At 67.6% G+C, this 20,568-nt stretch carries 17 protein-coding genes; 6 read left to right on the top strand and 11 right to left on the bottom strand.

The features are described from left to right. Positions 1–313 precede the first annotated feature (313 nt). The 4 genes from argC to tpiA all read right to left on the bottom strand — a co-directional run bounded on the left by argC (position 314) and on the right by tpiA (position 4,802). Complete coding sequence (gene argC / locus AX750_RS08620) at positions 314–1,288, bottom strand: N-acetyl-gamma-glutamyl-phosphate reductase (RefSeq protein WP_066719335.1); 975 nt, start codon at positions 1,286–1,288, stop codon at positions 314–316. A gap of 327 nt (positions 1,289–1,615) precedes the next feature. Next, entirely contained in the window at positions 1,616–3,244 is a 1,629-nt protein-coding gene (locus AX750_RS08615; RefSeq protein ID WP_066719333.1) for a CTP synthase, read from the bottom strand. Between the two features lie 211 nt (positions 3,245–3,455). Further along, a complete protein-coding gene (gene secG / locus AX750_RS08610; RefSeq protein WP_066719342.1) occupies positions 3,456–3,857 on the bottom strand; it encodes a preprotein translocase subunit SecG in 402 nt (133 codons plus the stop codon). Between the two features lie 183 nt (positions 3,858–4,040). Beyond that, positions 4,041–4,802 carry a triose-phosphate isomerase gene (gene tpiA, locus AX750_RS08605; protein ID WP_066719339.1) on the bottom strand — a complete coding sequence of 254 codons (762 nt, stop codon included), beginning with the start codon at positions 4,800–4,802 and terminating at the stop codon, positions 4,041–4,043. Positions 4,803–4,999: 197 nt separating this feature from the next. Between tpiA and AX750_RS08600 the strand changes: the two genes are divergently transcribed. Next, positions 5,000–6,913 (top strand): SurA N-terminal domain-containing protein, encoded by a 1,914-nt coding sequence (locus tag AX750_RS08600; RefSeq protein WP_245282351.1) that lies wholly within the window; start codon positions 5,000–5,002, stop codon positions 6,911–6,913. 2 nt (positions 6,914–6,915) lie between these two features. After that, positions 6,916–8,445 (top strand): anthranilate synthase component I, encoded by a 1,530-nt coding sequence (trpE, locus tag AX750_RS08595; protein ID WP_066719331.1) that lies wholly within the window; start codon positions 6,916–6,918, stop codon positions 8,443–8,445. A gap of 37 nt (positions 8,446–8,482) precedes the next feature. On the opposite strand, the gene AX750_RS08590 is transcribed toward trpE, so the two are convergent. Then, complete coding sequence (locus tag AX750_RS08590; protein ID WP_245282354.1) at positions 8,483–9,010, bottom strand: TIGR00645 family protein; 528 nt, start codon at positions 9,008–9,010, stop codon at positions 8,483–8,485. Positions 9,011–9,316: 306 nt separating this feature from the next. On the opposite strand from AX750_RS08590, the gene AX750_RS08585 reads away from it, so the two are divergent. The 4 genes from AX750_RS08585 (at position 9,317) to xth (ending at position 11,813) form a co-directional block, all read left to right on the top strand. Continuing rightward, the gene (locus AX750_RS08585; protein ID WP_066719326.1) at positions 9,317–9,808 is read left to right on the top strand and encodes a BA14K family protein; all 492 of its coding nucleotides are present in this window, start codon (positions 9,317–9,319) and stop codon (positions 9,806–9,808) included. A 107-nt stretch (positions 9,809–9,915) separates the two neighbouring features. After that, positions 9,916–10,287 carry a CidA/LrgA family protein gene (locus AX750_RS08580; RefSeq protein WP_066719323.1) on the top strand — a complete coding sequence of 124 codons (372 nt, stop codon included), beginning with the start codon at positions 9,916–9,918 and terminating at the stop codon, positions 10,285–10,287. An 11-nt stretch (positions 10,288–10,298) separates the two neighbouring features. Further along, the gene (locus AX750_RS08575) at positions 10,299–11,012 is read left to right on the top strand and encodes an LrgB family protein (protein WP_066719336.1); all 714 of its coding nucleotides are present in this window, start codon (positions 10,299–10,301) and stop codon (positions 11,010–11,012) included. 15 nt (positions 11,013–11,027) lie between these two features. Further along, complete coding sequence (gene xth / locus AX750_RS08570) at positions 11,028–11,813, top strand: exodeoxyribonuclease III (RefSeq protein WP_066719318.1); 786 nt, start codon at positions 11,028–11,030, stop codon at positions 11,811–11,813. A gap of 15 nt (positions 11,814–11,828) precedes the next feature. Here xth and AX750_RS08565 read toward each other — a convergent pair whose 3' ends face one another. From AX750_RS08565 to AX750_RS08540, 6 genes are all read right to left on the bottom strand, one after another. Continuing rightward, positions 11,829–12,191, bottom strand: coding sequence for a hypothetical protein (locus tag AX750_RS08565; RefSeq protein ID WP_066719315.1), 363 nt, complete (start codon positions 12,189–12,191; stop codon positions 11,829–11,831). Between the two features lie 80 nt (positions 12,192–12,271). Continuing rightward, entirely contained in the window at positions 12,272–13,219 is a 948-nt protein-coding gene (locus AX750_RS08560; protein WP_245282350.1) for a tetratricopeptide repeat protein, read from the bottom strand. Beyond that, the gene (gene ilvD / locus AX750_RS08555; protein WP_066725726.1) at positions 13,206–14,936 is read right to left on the bottom strand and encodes a dihydroxy-acid dehydratase; all 1,731 of its coding nucleotides are present in this window, start codon (positions 14,934–14,936) and stop codon (positions 13,206–13,208) included. Before ilvD ends, AX750_RS08560 begins: the two co-directional genes overlap by 14 nt. Before the next feature lie 294 nt (positions 14,937–15,230). After that, positions 15,231–15,812, bottom strand: coding sequence for a VTT domain-containing protein (locus AX750_RS08550; protein WP_066725721.1), 582 nt, complete (start codon positions 15,810–15,812; stop codon positions 15,231–15,233). 155 nt (positions 15,813–15,967) lie between these two features. Beyond that, positions 15,968–17,599 carry an alkaline phosphatase D family protein gene (locus AX750_RS08545; protein WP_082737670.1) on the bottom strand — a complete coding sequence of 544 codons (1,632 nt, stop codon included), beginning with the start codon at positions 17,597–17,599 and terminating at the stop codon, positions 15,968–15,970. A gap of 45 nt (positions 17,600–17,644) precedes the next feature. Further along, on the bottom strand, positions 17,645–20,512 hold the full coding sequence (locus tag AX750_RS08540; RefSeq protein ID WP_066725718.1) for a valine--tRNA ligase: 2,868 nt from the start codon (positions 20,510–20,512) through the stop codon (positions 17,645–17,647). Positions 20,513–20,568: the final 56 nt, after the last annotated feature.

Genomic DNA, 20,568 nt, shown 5'->3' with positions numbered 1-20,568 from the left:
GGCGGTGCCCCGAAGCCTCCCGAGTGCGGGGTGCAAACCCGCCCGCAGGCGCCGCCCCCATCCCCACCAACGGCTTGCCTTCCGGATGGCTGCCACTCGGGGATGAGGTGATGGCAGGATAGGGTGAGAAGGGAGCAGTGGGGATTAGTTTTCCGATCCTCCCCGTCATGGTCGGCCTTGTGCCGACCATCCACGTCTTCACGCGGGAACGATTGACGCCGCGCTTCTACAGAGCGACTCGCCGGCCAGCAGCGCCTCAAGACGTGGATGGTCGCCACAAGGGCGACCATGACGGCCCGCAGACCCGCTGCCGTCAGGGCCAGACCGGCACGCCGTCCAGCCCGGCCGTCTCCGGCAGGCCGCAGATCAGGTTGGCGTTCTGGACCGCCTGCCCGGCCGCGCCCTTGCCGAGATTGTCGACCACGCCTATCGCGATCACGAGGTTGCGCTCCGGGTCGGCCGCATAGCTGATGAAGGCGAGGTTCGATCCGGTCGCCCATTTGGTCTGCGGCGGCCTGTCGGTGACGCGGACGAAGGAGCGCCCGGCATAGAAGCGCCGGGCCGCATTGAGGCACTGCCCCGTGGTGGCGCTGCCGCGACAATAGATCGTGGCGAGAATGCCCCGCGTCATCGGCACCAGATGCGGCGTAAACACCAGCCCGGCCGCACTGCCACCGCTCAGCTTCTCGATCGTCCTGGCGATCTCCGGCATATGGACATGCTTGAGGAGGCCATAGGGCACGAGATTTTCGTTGCTCTCGGCATAGCCGAACGTGCTGTCGCCGCCACGGCCGGCACCGGAGATGCCCGTTTTGACGTCGATCACGATGTTGCCGGGCTCGATCAGCTTGTCCGCCAGCAGCGGCGCCAGCGCCGTCAGTGTCGCGGCGGGGAAGCAGCCGGGATTGGCGACGCGGACCTGACCTTGGATCCGGTCCGGCCAGATGTCGGCCAGGCCATAGGCCCAGCCCTCGACAGAGCGATGGTCGCCGCCGAGATCGACGATCTTCACTGCCTTGGGGACGCGGGCCAAAGCTTCGGCCGAGGCGCCCGTGGGCAGTGACGCGAACAGCACGTCGAGCGGCGGCAGGGTCTCGGGGTCCCATTTCGCGATCACGAGCTCGGCCAGCCGGGCCGGCACGCCGGGGAAGCGATCCACGAGGCGGCTGCCCGCGCTGCTCTCGCCCGCGGCGTAGACCAGTTCGAAGACCGGATGGCTGGCGATCAGGCGCAGCGCCTCGCCGCCGCCAAAACCGCTGATTCCGACAATGCCGACACGAATGCTCATGGTGATGTCCTTCTGTTTCCGGGCAAAAGAAAAACCCCCGGAGCCGGGGGCTGCGGGGGTTCGAGACTGCGGGCCGAAGGCCTCTTCGGAGACTGAGCCTAAGCAGAGGCTGCCATCATGCCAAAGGACGCCAATCGACGCGCAGCTGCGCGAGCCGCCGCAGGGGTGCAGCAGCGTCGGCGTCGATCGAAAAGGGTCGTATTCGGCAGCATGATCCGCGACGCGTGCCGCAAAGCGAATCCGTCGTCAAGCCGGATGTCCCGCAGTCTACCCACGGGAACTATTGACCGGCGCCGCATCAGGCTGCGCCGGCCGTCACCACCCGCCTCAGACCAGCCGGCTCTGCACCATCGCGGCCTGGACGAAGCTCGCAAACAGCGGATGCGGCTCGAAGGGGCGCGATTTCAGCTCGGGGTGATACTGCACGCCGATGAACCAGGGATGGTCCGGATACTCGATCGTCTCGGGCAGAAGACCATCCGGCGACAGGCCGCAGAAGCTCATGCCTTTCGCCTCGAGCCGGTCGCGATAGCTCATATTGACCTCGTAGCGGTGGCGATGCCGCTCGGAGATCTCGGTCGTGCCGTAGATCTGCGCGATCTTGGAACCCGCCGCCAGCGTCGAGGCATAGGCGCCGAGCCGCATGGTGCCGCCGAGATTGCCGTCGGCCGCGCGCTGCTCGAGTTCGTTGCCGCGCATCCACTCGGTCATCAGGCCGACGACGGGCTCGGTCGTGGGGCCGAACTCGGTCGAGTTTGCGTCGGTGATGCCGGCGAGCGAGCGCGCGGCCTCGATCACCGCCATCTGCATGCCGAAGCAGATGCCGAAATAGGGCACCTTGCGCTGCCGGGCGAAGGTCGCCGCCCTGATCTTGCCCTCGGCGCCGCGATGGCCGAAGCCGCCCGGCACCAGGATGCCGTGGACATGCTCGAGGAAGGGCGCCGGATCCTCCTTCTCGAAGACCTCGGACTCGATCCAGTCGAGATTGACCTTGACGCGATTGGCGATGCCGCCATGCATCAGCGCCTCGATCAGGGACTTATAGGCGTCCTTCATCCCGGTATATTTGCCGACGATGGCGATGGTGACCTCGCCCTCGGGGTTCTTCACCCGCTCGGAGATCCGGCGCCAGTTGGAAACGTCGGGCTCGCCGCCCGCATCCATGCCGAAGGCCGCCAGAACCTCGTTGTCGAGCCCTTCCGCATGATAGGACAGCGGCACGTCGTAGATCGAGGCGACGTCGCGGGCCTCGATCACGGCCGTCTCGCGGACATTGCAGAACAGCGCGAGCTTGCGGCGCTCCTCGCGCGGGATCTCGCGGTCAGTGCGGCAGAGCAGGATGTCGGGCTGGATGCCGATCGAGCGCAGCTCGGCGACCGAGTGCTGCGTCGGCTTGGTCTTCAGCTCGCCGGCCGTCGGGATATAGGGCAGCAGCGTCAGGTGGATGAAGATGCACTGCCCGCGCGGCAGCTGCTGGTTCACCTGCCGGATCGCCTCGAGGAAGGGCAGGCTCTCGATGTCGCCGACCGTGCCGCCGATCTCGACCAGGGTGAAGTCGTAGTCCTCATTGCCGTCGAGGATGAACTCCTTGATGGCGTTGGTGACATGCGGCACGACCTGGATCGTCGCGCCGAGATAGTCGCCGCGACGCTCCTTGGTCAGGATGTCCATGTAGATGCGGCCGGTGGTGATGTTGTCGCCCTTGTTGCAGGGCCGGCCGGTGAAGCGCTCGTAATGGCCGAGATCGAGATCGGTCTCCGCGCCGTCGTCGGTGACGAAGACCTCGCCATGCTGATACGGGCTCATCGTGCCCGGATCGACGTTGAGATAAGGATCGAGCTTGCGCAGGCGGACCGTGTGGCCGCGCGCCTGCAGGAGGGCGGCGAGCGCCGCCGCCGCCAGGCCCTTGCCCAGCGAAGACACCACGCCGCCGGTGATGAAGACATACCGCGTCATGGGAGGACACCTCTAAAGCGACGGGCGCGATTCGCTAAGTCCAGGCGTGCAGCCCCGTCTTGCCCTGCACGCTTGTCCACAGGCACGCCCGGCCGACCGGCCCGCGCACCCCACACAAAAGAGAAGGGCCGGTTGCCCGGCCCCTGCCCAGACTTTCTCGGGCGCGTCCTGAACATCAAAGCGCGAGGCGCTTTTACGGGACGTGCCGGCCTTACTGCTGCGGCGCTGGCGCCGCCGGGGTCGGCGGCTGCGGTGCGCCGCTCGGTGCCTGCATCTGCCGGAGCTGATCCAGAACGCCACCGGCGTTCGGGGCGCTCGGCCCAGTCGGCGTGGCGGGCGCGCTCTGGGTCGGCGCGCCATCGATGATCGAGCGCTGGACGCGGCCGCGCGTCGCCATCACCGCCAGGATGATCGAGGTCAGGAAGAAGGCCCCGGCCAGGATCGCCGTCGCCCGCGTCAGCGCATTGGCCTGGCCGCGGCCGGTCATGAAGCCGCCCGCCCCGCCACCGCCGGAGCCCATGCCGAGCCCGCCGCCCTCGGAGCGCTGCAGCAGGACCACGCCGACGAGCGCGACCACGATGATCAGGTGGATGACGATGATGACGTTCTGCATGTTCTCGACAGACTGAGCCAGGCTCACCAAATGGGTCCGGAGCGGGCCGCCGCCAAGGGCCACCCGCACCTCATGCCGCCGCAGGCCGGAGCCGGCCAGCGGGGTCGGCGCGGCCCATAGCACGCAAGCGACGGCCACACCACCCCGGCGATCGCCGCCCGACGCGGTTTTGCTTCGCGCCGCTCAGGCGCAGGCGCGCGCGATCGCGAGGAAGTCCTCGGCCTTGAGGCTCGCCCCGCCGACCAGAGCGCCATCGACATGGGCAACATTCATCAATTCGGCCGCGTTGGACGGTTTCACCGAGCCGCCATAGAGCAGGCGCACGCCCGCAGCCGCCGCCTTGCCGAGCATGCGGCCGAGCTCGCCGCGGATCGCCTCGTGCATCTCCGCGACATCGGCCGCGGTGGGGGTGAGCCCGGTGCCGATCGCCCAGACCGGCTCATAGGCCACCACGAGCGTCGCCGCCGTGGAGCCCTCCGGCACGGAGCCGCGCAGCTGCTTGCGGACGACCGCGACCGCCTTGCCCGCCTCGCGCTCGGCTTTGGTCTCGCCGACGCAGACGATCGGCACCAGCAGCGCTCTTTGCGCAGCCTCGGCCTTCGCCTTCACGGTCGCGTTGGTCTCGCCATGGAGCGTGCGCCGCTCGGAATGGCCGACGATGGCGAAGGTGGCCCCGGCATCGGCGAGCATCGCGGCGGAGACTTCGCCAGTGAAGGCGCCCGCCTCCTGCATGCTGCAATCCTGGCCGCCGGTCGCGATCCGCGTGCCGACCAGAGCCGCGCTCGCCAGATAGAGCAGGCTGGCGGGCGGGCAGATCGCCAGATCGACCGCGCTCTTCAGGGCGCGATCATAGCCCTTGGCCACTTCGGAGCCGATGGCGAGATCCGCCTTCAGCCCGTTCATCTTCCAGTTGCCGGCCACCAGGGGCCTGATGCTGCGCGTCACCTGCATCCTCCTGTTCGTTGGCCCGGCTCTAGCAACCGCGGGCGCGCCCCGCAATCGCGCGGCGCGCCGTCGTGCAGCCACGACACGAATCCGCGCGGGCGATTGCGGCAACGCCTCGCGGTTCCTATAAGCGGCACCGACGAAAACCGGCAGGGACGTTCCACGCGCCCCGCCAGGCCAGGGAAAGACCGACTTCCATGATGATGACGGGCATCCGCAAGGCGGGCCAGAGCTTCCTCGGCAAGCTCGTGATCTTCGTCCTGTTCGGCTTCCTGATCTTCTCCTTCGCGATCTGGGGCATCGGCGACATTTTCCAGGGTTATGGTCGCAACTCCGTGGCCCGCGTCGGCAAGGCCGAGATCGGGCTGGAGCAGGTCCGCACGGCCTTCCAGAACGATGTCCAGCAGCTGACTCGCCAGCAGCGCCGCCAGATCACCCCCGAGATGGCGCGTGCGCTCGGTCTCGACCGGCAGGTCCTATCCCGCCTCATCACGGAATCGGTGCTCGACCAGACGGCGCGCTCCATGCGTCTCGCCGTGTCCGACGACACCATCCGCAACCTGATCTTCGAGGACCCCGCTTTCCGCGACGCCTCCGGCAATTTCTCCGCCGCCCGCTTCAACGAGCTGCTGCGCGCCAACGGCTTCACCGAACAGGCCTATGTCCGCGAGCAGCGCGCCACGATCCTGCGCCAGCAGATCGGCGAGATGGTCGTCGGCGCGGTCACCTCCCCCGTCGCGCTTCAGGAACTCGGCCACCGCCTGCGCAACGAGCGCCGCGATATCACCCTCGTCCGCCTCGCCCCCGCCTTCGCCGGCGAGATCCCGGCTCCGACCGAGGCGCAGCTCAAGACCTTCTATGACGAGCGCAAGAGCGCCTTCCGCGCGCCGGAGCGGCGCACCGCCGATCTGCTCGCGCTCACCGCCGAGAGCCTGGCCGATGCCGGAACCGTCAGCGAGGCGGATGCCCGTGCGCGCTATGAGGAGGTCAAGGCCCAGCGCTTCACCACGCCCGAAACCCGGACCATCCAGCAGATCGCGTTCCCGACCGCGGAAGAAGCCCAGGCCGCCCGCGCGCGCATCGAGGCCGGCGAAACCTTCGATGCCGTCGCGGCCGCCCGCAACGTCGCCGCCGCCGATCTGACGCTGGGCACCTTCACGCGGACCCAGGTCTTCGATCCGGCCGTGCGCGAGGCCGCCTTCGCGCTGGCGGAGGGCACAGTCAGCCCCCCGGTCACCAGCGCCTTCGGCCCCGTCCTGCTGCGGGTCACCGCGATCGTGCCGGAAGCGGTACGTCCCTTCGACGAGGTCGCCGCCGAAATGCGCAGCGACGTCGCGACCCGCCGGGCGGCGAGCCGCATCACCGAGATCCATGATCGGATCGAGGATCAGCGTGCCGCCGCCAAGCCGCTGGCCGAGATCGCCAAGGAGTTCAACCTGCCCCTGCGCAGCGTCGGACCGATCGATGCGAGCCTGCGCCGGGCCGATGGCGGCACCGAACCGGCCTTGCCCGGCGGCGACGCGACCATCCAGGGGATCTTCCGCTCGGAGCCCGGCGTGGACAACGAGGCGGTCCGGCTGCCGCGCGATGCCGGCTATGTCTGGTACGACGTCAAGAAGATCGATCCCTCGCGCGAACAGGGCTTCGACGAGGTCAAGGCGCAGGTCGAGGCGCAGTGGCGTGCGGACGAGGTCGCGACCCGCCTCGCCGCCAAGGCGCGCGAACTCGTCGAACGGATCGACAAGGGCGAGGCCTTCGATGCGGTCGCGGCTTCGGCCGGCCTCACCATCGAGCAGGCGGCCGGCCTCAGCCGCCAGGAGCAGCGCCCCGACCTGCCGGCCAATGTGATCAACCTGATCTTCGGGACACCGGCCGGCAAGAGTGCCTCCGCCGCCATCGCCGATGGCGGGCGCATCCTGTTCAAGGTCGATGCCGCCACGGTGCCGAGCTATGCCCGCACGACGCAGGAGGCGGAAAACTTCGCCCGCACCCTGGCGGCCAGCGTCAGCGAGGACATCCTCACGCAGTATGTCGCGCAGCGGCAGACTGAGCTGGGCGTCTCGATCAACGAGACCGCCTTCCGCAATGCCACGGGCGGGAACCAGAACTGACCATGGCGGAGGCGCAGGATCAGGAGGCCTTCGCCGCCGCCTATGAAGCCGGCACCCCGCAATTGCTGCGGCAGGTGCTGGTCGGCGATTGCGAGACCCCCGTCGCCGCCTTCCTGAAGCTGCGCCACGCCACGACCGGGCCGGCCTTCCTGCTCGAATCGGTCGAGGGCGGCGCGGTGCGGGGACGCTACTCGATGATCGGCCTCGAGCCCGATCTGATCTGGCGCTGCCATCGCGGCCAGGCTTCGCTCTGCCGCCCGGCGCTGGGCGACGGCTTCCTCGCCGATCCCCGCCCGGCCTTCGAAAGCCTGCGGGCGCTGCTGGAAGAGAGCGCCATTCCTGACGCCGACGCGCCGGGGAGCGGCGAACTGCCGCCGATGGCGGCGGGCGTCTTCGGCTATCTCGGCTACGACATGGTGCGCCTGATGGAGCGCCTGCCGGAGCCCAAGGAAACCGGCACGGGCGTGCCCGACGCGATCCTGACCCGGCCCACCCTGATGGTCGTGTTCGATTCGGTGCGCGACGAGATCCATGTCGTGACGCCGGTGCGCCACCAGCCCGGCGTTCCCGCCCGCGCCGCGCATGAGCGGGCGCTGGAGCGGCTCGATGCGGTGGTGTGCGCGCTCGAAGGTCCGCTGCCGCCGGACGCCGCGACCGACATCGCCGCTCTGCCGGAGCCGGCGATCATGTCGAACACCAGCGAGGAGCGCTTCCACGAGATGGTGGCGGCCGCGCAGGACTATATCCGCGCCGGCGACATCTTCCAGGTCGTGCTGTCGCAGCGCTTCGAGGCCCCGTTCCAGCTGCCGCCCTTCGCGCTCTACCGGGCGCTGCGGCGCGTCAATCCGGCGCCTTTCCTGTGCTATCTCGACTTCACCGATTTCCAGATCGTCTGTTCGAGCCCCGAGATCCTGGTGCGGCTGCGCGACGACACGGTCACGATCCGCCCGATCGCCGGCACGCGCCGCCGTGGCGCCACTCCGGCCGAGGACGAGGCCCTGGCTCAGGAGTTGCTGGCCGATCCCAAGGAGCGCGCCGAGCATCTGATGCTGCTCGATCTCGGCCGCAACGATGTTGGCCGAGTCGCGCAGATCGGCTCGGTCAAGGTCACCGATTCCTTTTTCATCGAGCGCTACAGCCAGGTCATGCACATCGTCTCCAATGTCGAGGGGACGATCGATCCGCGCCATGACGCGCTGGCGGCGCTGTCAGCGGGCTTTCCGGCTGGCACGGTCTCCGGCGCGCCGAAGGTGCGGGCGATGGAGATCATCGACGAGCTCGAACACGACGCGCGCGGCGCCTATGGCGGCTGCATCGGCTATTTCGGCGCCAATGGTGAGATGGACACCTGCATCGTGCTGCGCACGGCGGTGGTCAAGGACGGGCGCATGCATGTCCAGGCCGGCGCGGGCATCGTCTACGATTCGAATCCCGCCTCCGAGCAGGCGGAATGCGTGAACAAGGCCAAAGCCCTGTTCCGTGCCGCCGAGGAGGCGATCCGCTTCGCCGCGCGGGCCGGACGGGGGCAGTAGCCCCCGCCTGCGCTGAGCCGCCGCGCTGCCTTGCGCGTCAGTGCGCCTTGCTCGCAGCCGCAGCGGTCACCGTCATCCGGTCGACCCAGGCGATGCCGATCGCCGAGACGATGAAGATCGTGTGGATCACGGTTTGCAGGATGATGCCGGTCTCGGTGTAGTCGGTGGTGCGGTTGGCGCTGCCGATGTTGCCGGCCTCGATGAAGGTCCGCAGCAGATGGATCGACGAGATGCCGATGATCGCCATGGCGAGCTTAATCTTCAGCACGCTGGCGTTGACATGGCTCAGCCATTCGGGCTGGTCGGGATGCCCCTGGAGGTTCAGCCGCGAGACGAAGGTCTCGTATCCGCCGACGATGACCATCACCAGCAGGTTCGAGATCATCACCACGTCGATCAGGCCCAGCACGACCAGCATGATCTGCTGCTCGCTGAAATCCGTCGCGTGCTGTACGAGATGCACCAGTTCCTTGAGAAACTTGAAGACATAGACGCACTGCGCCACGATCAGCCCGAGATAGAGCGGCAGCTGCAGCCAGCGCGAACCGAAGATGATCTTCGACATGAGGCTGAGCTGCGAGGTCGGCAGCGCCGGCTTCTGATGAGGGCTTTCGCCAGCTTGAGACATGATCGGCCTCGTATCCTTGCAACGGATGATGCAGTGCAAAATCAGCCGCTGCGATATGGAATGCAATTCGAACGCGCGCAAGCGCTTCCGCCGCGTCAGCGATGTCGGTCTACACGCGCGAGGACGACGAAATTTTGACGCGATCCTGTGACACGCTTTCCGAATACGAGCGTCCGCGTTACGCTCGGTGACCCTTCGGAGGACGCGCAAGCTTCCTCTCGCTCCAGAAGAGAGGATCTGTCCATGATCAAGACCTTCAGCCTCGCGGCTGCGCTGGTCGGTACGGCCCTGATCGCCACTCCGGCCTCCGCCGCGCCGATCATGGCGACGGCGAACCCTGCCCTCGCGACCGCTGCAGCGGCCGGCGATCTCGTCGAGACGGTTCAGTATCGTCGCTATGGCTATTATGGGCCGCGCTACGGCTATCGCGGGGGCTATTACCGGGGCGGCCGCGGAGCGGCGGTCGGCGCCGGCATCGCTGCCGGTGTGATCGGCGGTGCGCTCGCCGCCGGCGCCCTCGCCGGCCCGCGCTATGTCGAGCCTGCCCCGGTCTATGTCGCGCCCGCGCCGGTCTATGCCGCCCCGGCGCCGGTCTACGGGGCTCCCGTGCGCGCCTATGGCTACAGCGAGGCCGACGTCGATGCGGTGGCCTATTGCTCGCGCCGCTTCAAGTCTTACGATCCCGAGACCGGCACCTATATCGCCAAGGGCGGCGTCGTGCGCGCCTGCCCCTGACCTATTGCGACCGTCCGGTCGTCTACACCTCCCCGCAGCGATGCGGGGAGGTTTTTTGTTGATGGAACGAAGGCGCGATAGGCTGGACCCCTCCCGGAGCATTCCGCATGATCGTCGCTCTCACCCTGCTGCTCACCTGCCAGCTCGTCGGCGAAGCGCTGGCGCGACTTCTCGCGCTGCCGGTGCCTGGGCCGGTCATCGGTCTCGTATTGCTCTTTCTCGGCCTGCGCTGGCGGCCCTCGGCAGCTCTGGATGGCGCGCCATTGGCGACGGTGGCGGGCGTGCTGCTCGCTCATCTCTCCCTGCTGTTCGTTCCGGCCGGAACCGGGATCGTCCGCCACGCCGGCGCGCTGCTCGCCTATGGTCCAGGCCTGCTGACCGCACTCGTCCTCTCGACCGCGCTGACGCTGGCCGTCACCGCCTTCGTCTTCGTCAAGGTCGCCGCGCTGGTTGGCAGTCGACCGGACCCCACCCCGTGACGGCGCCGGATCTGACGCGCGTCGAGACGCTCTGGGTCTATCTCGCCGCCGACCCGCTTCTCTGGCTGACGGTGACGCTGGCGGCCTATGTCGTCGCAGATCGGATCTCCGCCCGTTTCGGGCGCCACCCGCTCGCCAACCCCGTGCTGATCGCCGTCGCCCTTCTCGCCGCGATCCTGACGGCGACGCGCACGCCCTTCGAAACCTATTTCCAGGGCGCGCAATTCGTCCATTTTCTGCTCGGCCCGGCCACTGTCGCGCTCGCTCTCCCCCTGCACCGTCACTGGCCACTGGTGCGCAAGGCTGTGCTGCCGATTCTGGCCGCGCTCCTCGCCGGCGCCCTGACCGCTGTGGTCAGCGCCGTCGGCGTCGCCGCCGCCTTCGGGATCCCGCAGCCGATGCTGGCCGCCCTCGCGCCGAAGTCGGTCACGGCGGCGATCGCCATGGGCATTTCCCGAGAGATCGGCGGCGAGCCCTCGCTGACGGCGACGCTGGTGATTGCGACCGGCATCCTCGGCGCCGTGATGGTGACGCCGCTGATGGTCGCCCTCCGCTGCACCGACTGGCGCGCACGCGGCTTCGCAGCGGGGCTTGCGGCGCATGGCATCGGCACGGCACGCGCCTTCCAGGTCAATCCTGTGGCCGGCGCTTTCGCCGCCATCGCGATGGGGCTGAACGGGCTTGTCACGGCGGCGCTCGTGCCGCTTATCCTGCGTCTCTTCTGATCCGGAGCCTTTCCTTTGCGCATCGCCACCTGGAACGTGAACTCGGTCCGCCAGCGGCTCGGCCACCTGCTGGATTTCCTGAAGGAGGCGCAGCCCGATGCGCTCTGCCTACAGGAGATCAAATGCGTCGATGCCGATTTCCCGCGCCGTGAGATCGAGGAGGCCGGCTGGCAGGTCGAGACCCACGGCCAGAAGACCTTCAACGGCGTCGCGATCCTGTCGCGGGCGAAGCTCGAGGACGTCCGCCGCGGGCTGCCGGGCGACGATTCCGACGAGCAGGCGCGCTATCTCGAGGGCGTTCTGCCGCTCGGCAGCGGCGTCGTGCGGCTGGCCTCGATCTATCTGCCGAACGGCAACCCGCCGAACACCGAGAAGTATCCCTACAAGCTCGGCTGGATGAAGCGGCTCGCCGCCCATACGCGGATGCTGCTCGCCCATGAGGAGCCGCTGGTGCTGGCCGGCGACTACAATGTGATCCCCGAGCCGCGTGACGCGCGCGACCCCGCCGCCTGGGTCTCGGACGCACTCTTCCTGCCGCAGACCCGCTCGGCCTTTCGCGACCTGATCAATCTCGGCCTCACCGAGGCCCTGCGCGCCACCACCGACGACGCCGGACTGTACACATTCTGGGACTATCAGGCCGGCGCTTGGCAGCGGAACAACGGCATCCGCATCGACCATCTTTTGCTCTCGCCGCAGGCGGCCGACAGGCTGGATGGAGTCCAAATCGCCAAACATGTCCGCGGTTGGGACAAGCCTTCGGACCATGTGCCCGTGATGGTGGAGCTGCGTGCGGCGTGACGCGCACCCGCCGTTCTACTCGGCCGTGCCCCGTTTCACGCCAGCTTTGATGAACACCTTGAACGGCGTGGTGCCGGAGGCATCGCTGTCGAGCGACCGCCACTGTCCGTTGGTGCAGAGAATGCCGCCCTGGGTCTCGACCGCGTCAAAAACGATGGCGTTGCGATAGACGGTGCCGTTCGGCTCGATCGCACGGAAGTTCGTGCTGCAGCGCCCATCGGCAACGACCGGATCGTAGTCATGGATCATGATGCCGCCCCCGCCCGTGCTCGGGAAGGGATCGGTCAGGACCGGCCAGTTCTCATAGGCGACATCGCCCAGGCTCGGAGCACTCGGCAGCGCGAGAAGCGCGGCGAGGATGGCGGCGGGGATGCGCATGGAACGACACTCCGGTTGACGGAGCCGTTACGCGGCGTTCGCGCGGCCGGATGCGACTGGCGTCCGAAAAATGGGGTCAGTCAGCGCTGTGGCGCGCGCGCGCCGGCGACCTGCTGACGCTCGATCAGGGCGAGCGCCGCCGTGCGGTCGCTGGCGGAAGCCGTCGAGAACGCGGTGTCGTGGCGCTCGATGATCCAGGTCTCGCGGTCGGGATCGGCGCTCTCCCGCGCGAGCGACAACCACATCAACCCGAGCACCGGCTGCCGCGGCACGCCCTCGGCCCCGCGCAACAGCATGTCGCCGAAGACGGCACGAGCAGGCGCATAGCCCTTCTCGGCCGAAAGCTTCATCCAGCGCGCCGCCTGGCGGGCGTCGCGACGCGTGCCCTGCCCGTTCATGTAGAGCCGGCCGAGATTGTACTGGCCTTCCGGGTCGCCGAAATAGGAGGCCGCGTAATGGAACATGTCGAAGGCGCGGTCGATGTTCGGGCGGACATAGCTGCCCTTGATGCCGTCCATGAAATAGCCACCGAGCGCGACGAAGGCGCTGCCGACGATGCGGCCATTGGCAGTGCCGGGAATCGCATCGGCGTTCTCGTCCGCGATCTTCGAGAAATACTCGAAGGCCTTGAGATCGTTGGCGGGTACACCCTCGCCGCCGGCATACATCCGGCCAAGCTTGAACTGTGCCGTCAGATGGCCCTGCGCGGCCGCATATTCGAGCGCGCGTACGGCACCGGCCTGATTGCCGGCGGTGGAGTCGCGCATCCAGGCCCGGATCGCATCGCGCGCACTGCTGAAGGGCACGAGCGGCAGCGCCGTATGGGCGGCCGGGGCATCGGGAGACGGAGCGAGGCTCGCGGCGCCCGCGGAGGGCGCGTCGAGGGCGCCGGGCTCGGGAAGCGCGACGCCGGGAATCGGCCGGGGCGGAACCGGACCACGAGCGCCCATGGCGTCCTGCGCCCAGGCGGCCTGCTGGCCGCCCAGGACGAGGAGCAATGCTGCGATCGTGGTCTCAGATATCCGCATAGCAATGGGTCTCGGCGGCGCCGCCCGGATGGGTCACGGCCCCTCCCTTGGCGGAGCCGACGGTCTGCGCGTATTTCCAGAGGGCACCGGAGTTGTAGTCCGTCTTGCGCGGCACCCAGCTCTTACGACGCTCCTCAAGTTCGGCATCAGAAAGGCGGACTGCGAGCTTTCCTGTGATCGCGTCGAGCTCGATGATGTCGCCGTCGCGGATCAGGCCGATCGGTCCGCCGACGGCGGCCTCAGGCCCGACATGGCCGACGCAGAAGCCGCGCGTGGCGCCCGAGAAGCGCCCGTCGGTGATGAGCGCGACCTTGTCGCCCATGCCCTGTCCGTAGAGGGCAGCAGTGGTCGACAGCATCTCGCGCATGCCGGGACCGCCCTTCGGCCCCTCATAGCGGATCACCAGAACGTCGCCGACATTGTAGCCGCGCTGGCTGACGCAGGCGAAGGCGTCCTCCTCGCAGTCGAAGCAGCGAGCCGGGCCAGTGAAGGTCAATTGCTCGGTCGTCATGCCGGCGATCTTCACGATCGCACCCTCGGGCGCGAGGTTGCCCTGCAGTCCGACGACGCCACCATTGTCAGACAGCGGCTTGTTGGCGGGACGGATCACGTCCTGCTCGTCGTTCCACTTCACGCTTGCCAGGTTCTCGGCGATCGTCCGGCCGGTGACGGTCATGCAGTCGCCGTGCAGGAAGCCATGGTCGAGCAGTGTCTTCATCAGCAGAGGAATGCCGCCGACCTCGAACATGTCCTTGGCGACGTATTTTCCGCCCGGCTTCAGATCGGCGATGTAGGGCGTCTTCTTGAAGATGTCGGCGACGGCGAAGAGATCGAAATCGATGCCGCATTCATGCGCGATCGCCGGCAGGTGCAGCGCGCCATTGGTCGAGCCGCCCGAAGCCGCAACGACCATCGCCGCATTCTCGAGCGCCTTGCGGGTGACGATGTCGCGCGGGCGGATGTTGCGGGCGATCAGCTCCATCACCATCTCGCCGGCGGTGTAGCAGAAGGTGTCGCGCACATCGTAAGGCGCCGGGGCGCCGCAGCTATAGGGCAGCGCCAGGCCGATCGCCTCGGCGACGGTCGCCATCGTGTTGGCAGTGAACTGCGCGCCGCAGGAGCCGGCCGACGGACAGGCCGCCTCTTCCAGTTCCTGCAGGTCCTCGTCCGACATCGCGCCGACGGAGTGCTTGCCGACGGCCTCGAACACGTCCTGGACGGTGACCGGCTTGCCCTTGAAGGTGCCGGGAAGGATCGAGCCGCCATAGATGAAGATCGAGGGCACGTTCAGGCGCACCATCGCCATCATCATGCCGGGCAGCGACTTGTCGCAGCCAGCGAGGCCGACCAGCGCGTCATAGCAATGGCCGCGCATCGTCAGCTCGACCGAGTCGGCGATGCATTCGCGTGAGGCGAGCGACGACTTCATGCCCTGGTGGCCCATGGCGATGCCGTCGGTGACGGTGATCGTGCAGAACTCGCGCGGCGTGCCGTTGGCCGAAGCCACGCCCTTCTTCACCGCCTGGGCCTGGCGCATCAGCGAAATGTTGCAGGGCGCGGCCTCGTTCCAGCAGGAGGCGACGCCGACGAAGGGCTGGGAAATCTGCCGGGCGGTCATGCCCATGGCGTAATAATAGGAGCGGTGCGGGGCGCGGGCCGGTCCCACGCTCACATGCCGGCTGGGGAGCCGGGACTTGTCGAAAACTCGCGCATCCATCGTCTTTTTCCTCGTTCCACCCTGCGCTGTGACGCGCGCGGCAGATGTGCCACGCAGGCCAAGCCGGGCGCAACGCCGCCCTACCCCTCCAAAGACGCGCCGAGCCGCGTCCACCGCACCAGACACAGACTTTAATTCGTCTATATCTCAGAGACTTATCGCGTCTCTTAGCTGCGGGCGTTTTGTGGCGGGATCGCGGCGGTTCCCTCGGCAGCACGGGCAGTCGGCGCAATCCGTGGAACTGTTGCGCCGATGTCACAAACCGGCGTCCCCGCCGCTGCCGATCGCAGCTCTTCAGAGCACCATCGGCAGCACGAAGAAGCCGCCGACGATGACCACCACCAGCGCCAGCGCCGTCATCGGCAGGTGCTTTTCGATAAAGATGCGGATGTCGTCGCCATAATAGCGCAGCGCGATGGCGATCATGGCGAAGAAGGTGACGCGCGAAATGATCATACCGATCGTAAACTTCCACAGGTCGAAGTGCAGGAAGCCCGACATGATCGTCACGATCTTGAAGGGGATCGGCGTCAGACCCTTGGTCACCAGAACCCAGAACCAGAAATCCTGCGAGGTCGCGATCAGCTCGGCCGCCTTGTCCTGCAGGCCGTAGATGCTGATCAGCCAGGAGCCGAGCGAGTCGTAGAGCAGCGCGCCGATGGCATAGCCGAGATAGCCGCCGAGCACCGCCCCCAGCGAGCAGACGCCGGCATAGAACCAGGCGCGGTCCGGCCTCGCGATGCACATCGGAATCAGCAGTGGGATCGGCGGCAGCGGACTGACCGAACTCTCGACGAAGGTCAGGAAGAACAGCAGCCAAGGGGCGGCCGGATGGGAGGAATAGGCAACCAGCCCGTCATAGGCGCGCTTCAACATGGCGGAAGAACAACCGGTCTTGGGTTATCGGCGTCGAGATGCATGGCGGGCTTGCGCCCCACGCGCATCTAACCGTGTCACGGGAAGAATGCCAGAGATGTCTTGCAGTAACGTCAATTTGACGACGCCTGCGCGGCCGAAAACGGGCGCGACGCTCAGGCGGGGCGCAGGCCGCGCCGTCCCGCTTCGACGACGAAGCTCGCGGCCGTCGCGACGCCGGCGCCTTTCTCGCTGACACGGTCCAGCACGCGATAATCGGCCTGCCAGCGGTCCCGGCCGACCGAGTGGCGCAGATAGCCGCGCTGGTTGTTGAAATAGCGGATATGCGGGTTCTTCTGCAGACCGACCCGCCCTGCACGGGTCATCGGCGCACCGTCGCCGCCGGAGCTGATCGACGTCGCGACGAACTCGACCCCGACAGTGGCCGAACCCGCATCGTCGAAATCGGCCTTTAGCTCGCCCGCCCAGTTCTGATGGATGTCCCCGGTGAGGACCACCGTGTTGACCACCCCCGCCTCGCCGAGCGCGTCGAACAGCCGCCGCCGCGCGGCCGCCGCGCCGTCCCACTTGTCCATGTGGTACCGGGCCGTTCCGATCTCGGGCGCACTGTCGAGGCGCATCATCATTACCTGCTGCGCCAGCACCGTCCAGCGCGGCGGCGGCAGGCGAAAACCATCGCGCAGCCACGCCTCCTGCGCAGGGCCGAGCATGGTGCGCTCGGGCGCCAGCGCCTCGGCACACCCCACCTGCCAGCCGTCGCCACAGGGCTGGTCGCTGCGGAACTGGCGCGTGTCGAGCACATCGATCCGGGCGAGTTCGCCATAGCGGAACCGCCGATAGGCCTGGATCGCCGGCCCGTTCGGCAAGGCGCTGCGCCGTAGCGGCATGTGCTCGTACCAGGCCTGGAAGCCCGCCGCCCGTCGCAGCGCGAAGATCTCAGGCGGCACGCCCGCCTCTTCGGAGATAGCACCGGCCCAGTTGTTGTCGATCTCGTGGTCGTCGAAGGAGACCAGCCACGGCGCCGAGGCATGGGCGGCCTGGAGGTCGGGGTCGAGCTTGTAGAGCGCGTAACGGCGGCGATAGTCGGACAGCGCGTAGATCTCGTCGGGATCGCCCGGCATCACGCGCGCCACCGTCAGCGGGCGGTCTCCCGGTCGGATCGTGCGGTATTCGTAGATGTAATCGCCGTAGTGGTAGATGAAGTCGAAGCGCTCCTCCGCCGCATGACGGAAGGCCGTGAAAAAGCCGTCCTCATAGCGCTGGCAGCCGACCACGCCGAAGCGCATCGCCTCGACCGCCGCCCCCGCCGCCGGAAAGGTGCGGGCGCGCCCAATCGGGCTGCGCACGCCGCCACAGGTGAAGCGATAGGCATAGAAGCGGTCAGGCTGCAGGCCGGTCACCTCGACATGCACCGCATGGCCCAGCTCCGGCCGCGCCAGCCCGGTGCCGCGCTGCAGGACCCGGGTGAAGCCCTCGTCCTCGGCCACCTCCCACGAGACCTCGACGCCCCGCATCGGCATGCCGCCATGCTCGGCCAGAGGTTCGGGTGCAAGCTTCGTCCAGATCACGAACCCGTCCTCGGCAGGATCGCCCGAGGCGACGCCGAGCGAAAACGGGTCGGCCGCGAAGACCGGGTTCGTCCAGAGCCGCTGCGCCAAGACCGGCGGAGCCGCCAGCAGCAGCCCTGACGCGGCGAGCCCCGTCAGCAGATGGCGGCGCGAGGGCGTGCCCCGCGCCGTCACGAAATCGTCGGGATCGAAGCGTCCGAAGGCGTCACGGCGGAACATGCTGGCCTCCCCGACCGAGCCACCGGCCCAAGCAGCACGGCGCCTCTACGACAACCGCGCCAGAGCCTCCGCGATCTTCAGCTTGCGCGCTTCCGCCGCCGCCTTGCGCTCGCGGTTCTCCTCGACGATCTCCTCGGGCGCCCGCGCCATGAAGTCCGGATTGCCGAGCTTCCGGTCGACGGTCGCGATGTCCTGATCGAGCTTCCCCAACTCCTTGGTCAGGCGGCTGCGCTCGACCTCGAGATCGATGATCCCGGCCAGCGGCAGCGCCGCGACCTCGCCGCGCACGATGATCTGCGCTGACTGCGCCGGCGAGACGCTCTCGAAGGCGATGTCGGACACCCGAGCGAGGCGCTGGATCATCGGGGCCCAGGCCTCGACCGTGGCACGCGTGGCCACCGAGGCGTTCACCAGTACCAGCGGCGCCTGCGTGCCGGCCGGCACATTGACCTCGGAGCGGACCGAGCGGATGTCGGAGATCAGGTCGACGACGAAGCCGATCTCGGCCTCCGCCGCAGCGTCCTTCAGCGCAGCGAGATCCGGCCAGCGGGTCAGGCAGACGAGCGACGCATCGCCTGCGGAGAGGACACGCGGAACCCCCTCGCCCGCCTTCTGTGCCCAGAGCTCCTCGGTGAGGAAGGGCATGAAGGGATGCAGCAACTGGCAGATCAGGTCGATGACATGCGCGACCGTCGCCTGCGTCTCGGCCTTCTCGGCCGGATCGACGCCCTCGCCCTGCAGCACCGGCTTCGCCAGCTCCAGATACCAGTCGCAGAACTGGTTCCAGACGAAGCGGTAGGCCGCGCCCGCCGCTTCGTTGAACTTGAAGCTCGGGATGCCCGCCGCGATGTCTTCGGCCGCGGTCGCCGCCTCGCTCAGGATCCAGCGGTTGAGCGGCAGCCTCACCTGCGCCGGGTCGAAGCCGGCAACGCGCGCGCAGCCATTCATCTCGGCGAAGCGTGCCGCGTTCCAGATCTTGGTCGCGAAGTTGCGGTAGCCCTCGACGCGCGCCGTCGCGAGCTTGATGTCGCGCCCCTGCGCCGCCATCGCCGCCAGCGTGAAGCGCAGCGCATCGGCCCCGTACTGATCGACCAGCGTCAGCGGGTCGATGACGTTGCCCTTCGACTTCGACATCTTCGCGCCCTTCTCGTCGCGAACGATGGCGTGGATGTAGACGTCCCTGAACGGCACCTCGTCCATGAAGTTGAGGCCCATCATCATCATCCGGGCGACCCAGAAGAAGATGATGTCGAAGGCGGTGACGAGCGTCGCCGTCGGGTAGTAGCGCTTCAGCTCGGCCGTATCCTCCGGCCAGCCCAGCGTCGAGAACGGCCAGAGCGCCGAGGAGAACCAGGTGTCGAGTACGTCCTCATCGCGCGTGAGCTGGACCGCCCCGCCATAATGGCCGATCGCCTTGGCCTGGGCCGCGGCCTCCGATTCCGCGACGAAACATTCGCCATCGGGTCCGTACCAGGCCGGAATCTGGTGGCCCCACCAGAGCTGGCGCGAGACGCACCAGGGCTCGATGTTCTCCAGCCAGTCGTAATAGACCTTGGTCCAGTTCTCGGGTGTGAACTTCGTCCGCCCGTCCTGCACCGCCTTGAGCGCGCGGTTCGCCAGCGGCTTGACGTCGACATACCACTGGTCGGTCAGCCAGGGCTCGATCACGACGTCCGAGCGGTCGCCATGCGGGACGGTGTTGGTGTTGGGCTCGATCTTGGCGAGATAGCCGCGTTCAGCCATCATCGCGACCACTGCTTTGCGCGCTGCAAAGCGGTCGAGACCGCGTAAATTCTCGGGAATTTGTTCGCTAGCCGAGTCCCCCACTATGGGTTCGTCCGCCAGTTGAACGTTCGCGCTCGATTTTTTGAAGCTGAAATCTTGCCAGAAGCTGGAAACAATCTTCGCCTCGCCGTCGAGGATGTTGATGACCGCGAGCTTGTGCCGCTTGCCGACCTCGAAATCATTGAAGTCGTGCGCCGGGGTGATCTTGACCGCGCCGGTGCCCTTCTCCGGATCGGCATAATCGTCGCCGACGATCGGGATGATGCGGCCGACCAGCGGCAATACGGCGTTTCGGCCGATCAGATGGCCGATCCGCTCGTTCTCCGGATGCACGGCGACGCCGGTGTCGCCCAGCATCGTCTCCGGCCGCGTCGTCGCGACCTGGATATAGGTCGAAGCGTCGTCGGCATCGTAGGTCACGCCTTCGAGCGGATAGTTGAAATAGTAGAGATGCCCGCCCGGGTCCTTGTTCAGAACCTTGTCGAGCTTGGCGGCGTCGAACGCATCCTCATTGCCGCGCTGCCATTTGAACGAGCCGGTCTTCTCGACCTGCACGACCTCGAGATCCGAAATCGCGGTCTGGAACTTCGGGTCCCAGTTCACCAGCCGCTTGGCGCGGTAGATGAGCCCCTGCTCGTGCAGGGCGACGAAGACCTTGAGGACGGCCTGGCTCAGCCCCTCATCCATGGTGAAGCGCTCGCGCGACCAGTCGCAGGAGGCCCCCAGACGCTTCAGCTGGTTGACGATCGTCCCGCCGGACTCCTCCTTCCACTTCCAGACCTCGGCCAGGAAGGCCTCGCGGCCCATCGTGCGGCGGTCGGTCTTGTTCTCGGCCGCGAGCCGGCGTTCGACGACCATCTGCGTCGCGATGCCGGCATGGTCGGTGCCCGGCTGCCAGAGCACATCCTTGCCGCGCATCCGCTCGAAGCGGCAGAGCACGTCCTGCAGCGTGTTGTTGAGCGCGTGGCCCATATGCAGCGAGCCGGTGACGTTGGGCGGCGGGATCACGATGCAGTAGGGCTCGGCGCCCGGCGCCGCGCCGCGCCCGGCGGCGAAGGCATTCGCCTCTTCCCAGGCCTTGCTGATCCGTGCCTCGACGGCGGCCGGCTCGAATGTCTTGTCCATCATCGCTTCGCTCGAACGGAAAACGGCCGGGGCTCGGCCCGGCCGGATAAATCTGAGGC

The organism is Methylobacterium sp. CCH7-A2, assembly GCF_001557075.1.
GTDB lineage: Bacteria > Pseudomonadota > Alphaproteobacteria > Rhizobiales > Beijerinckiaceae > Allobosea > Allobosea massiliensis.
The sequence above is the reverse complement of the archived record's forward strand: the minus strand, read 5'-3'. Positions and strand labels throughout refer to the sequence as shown.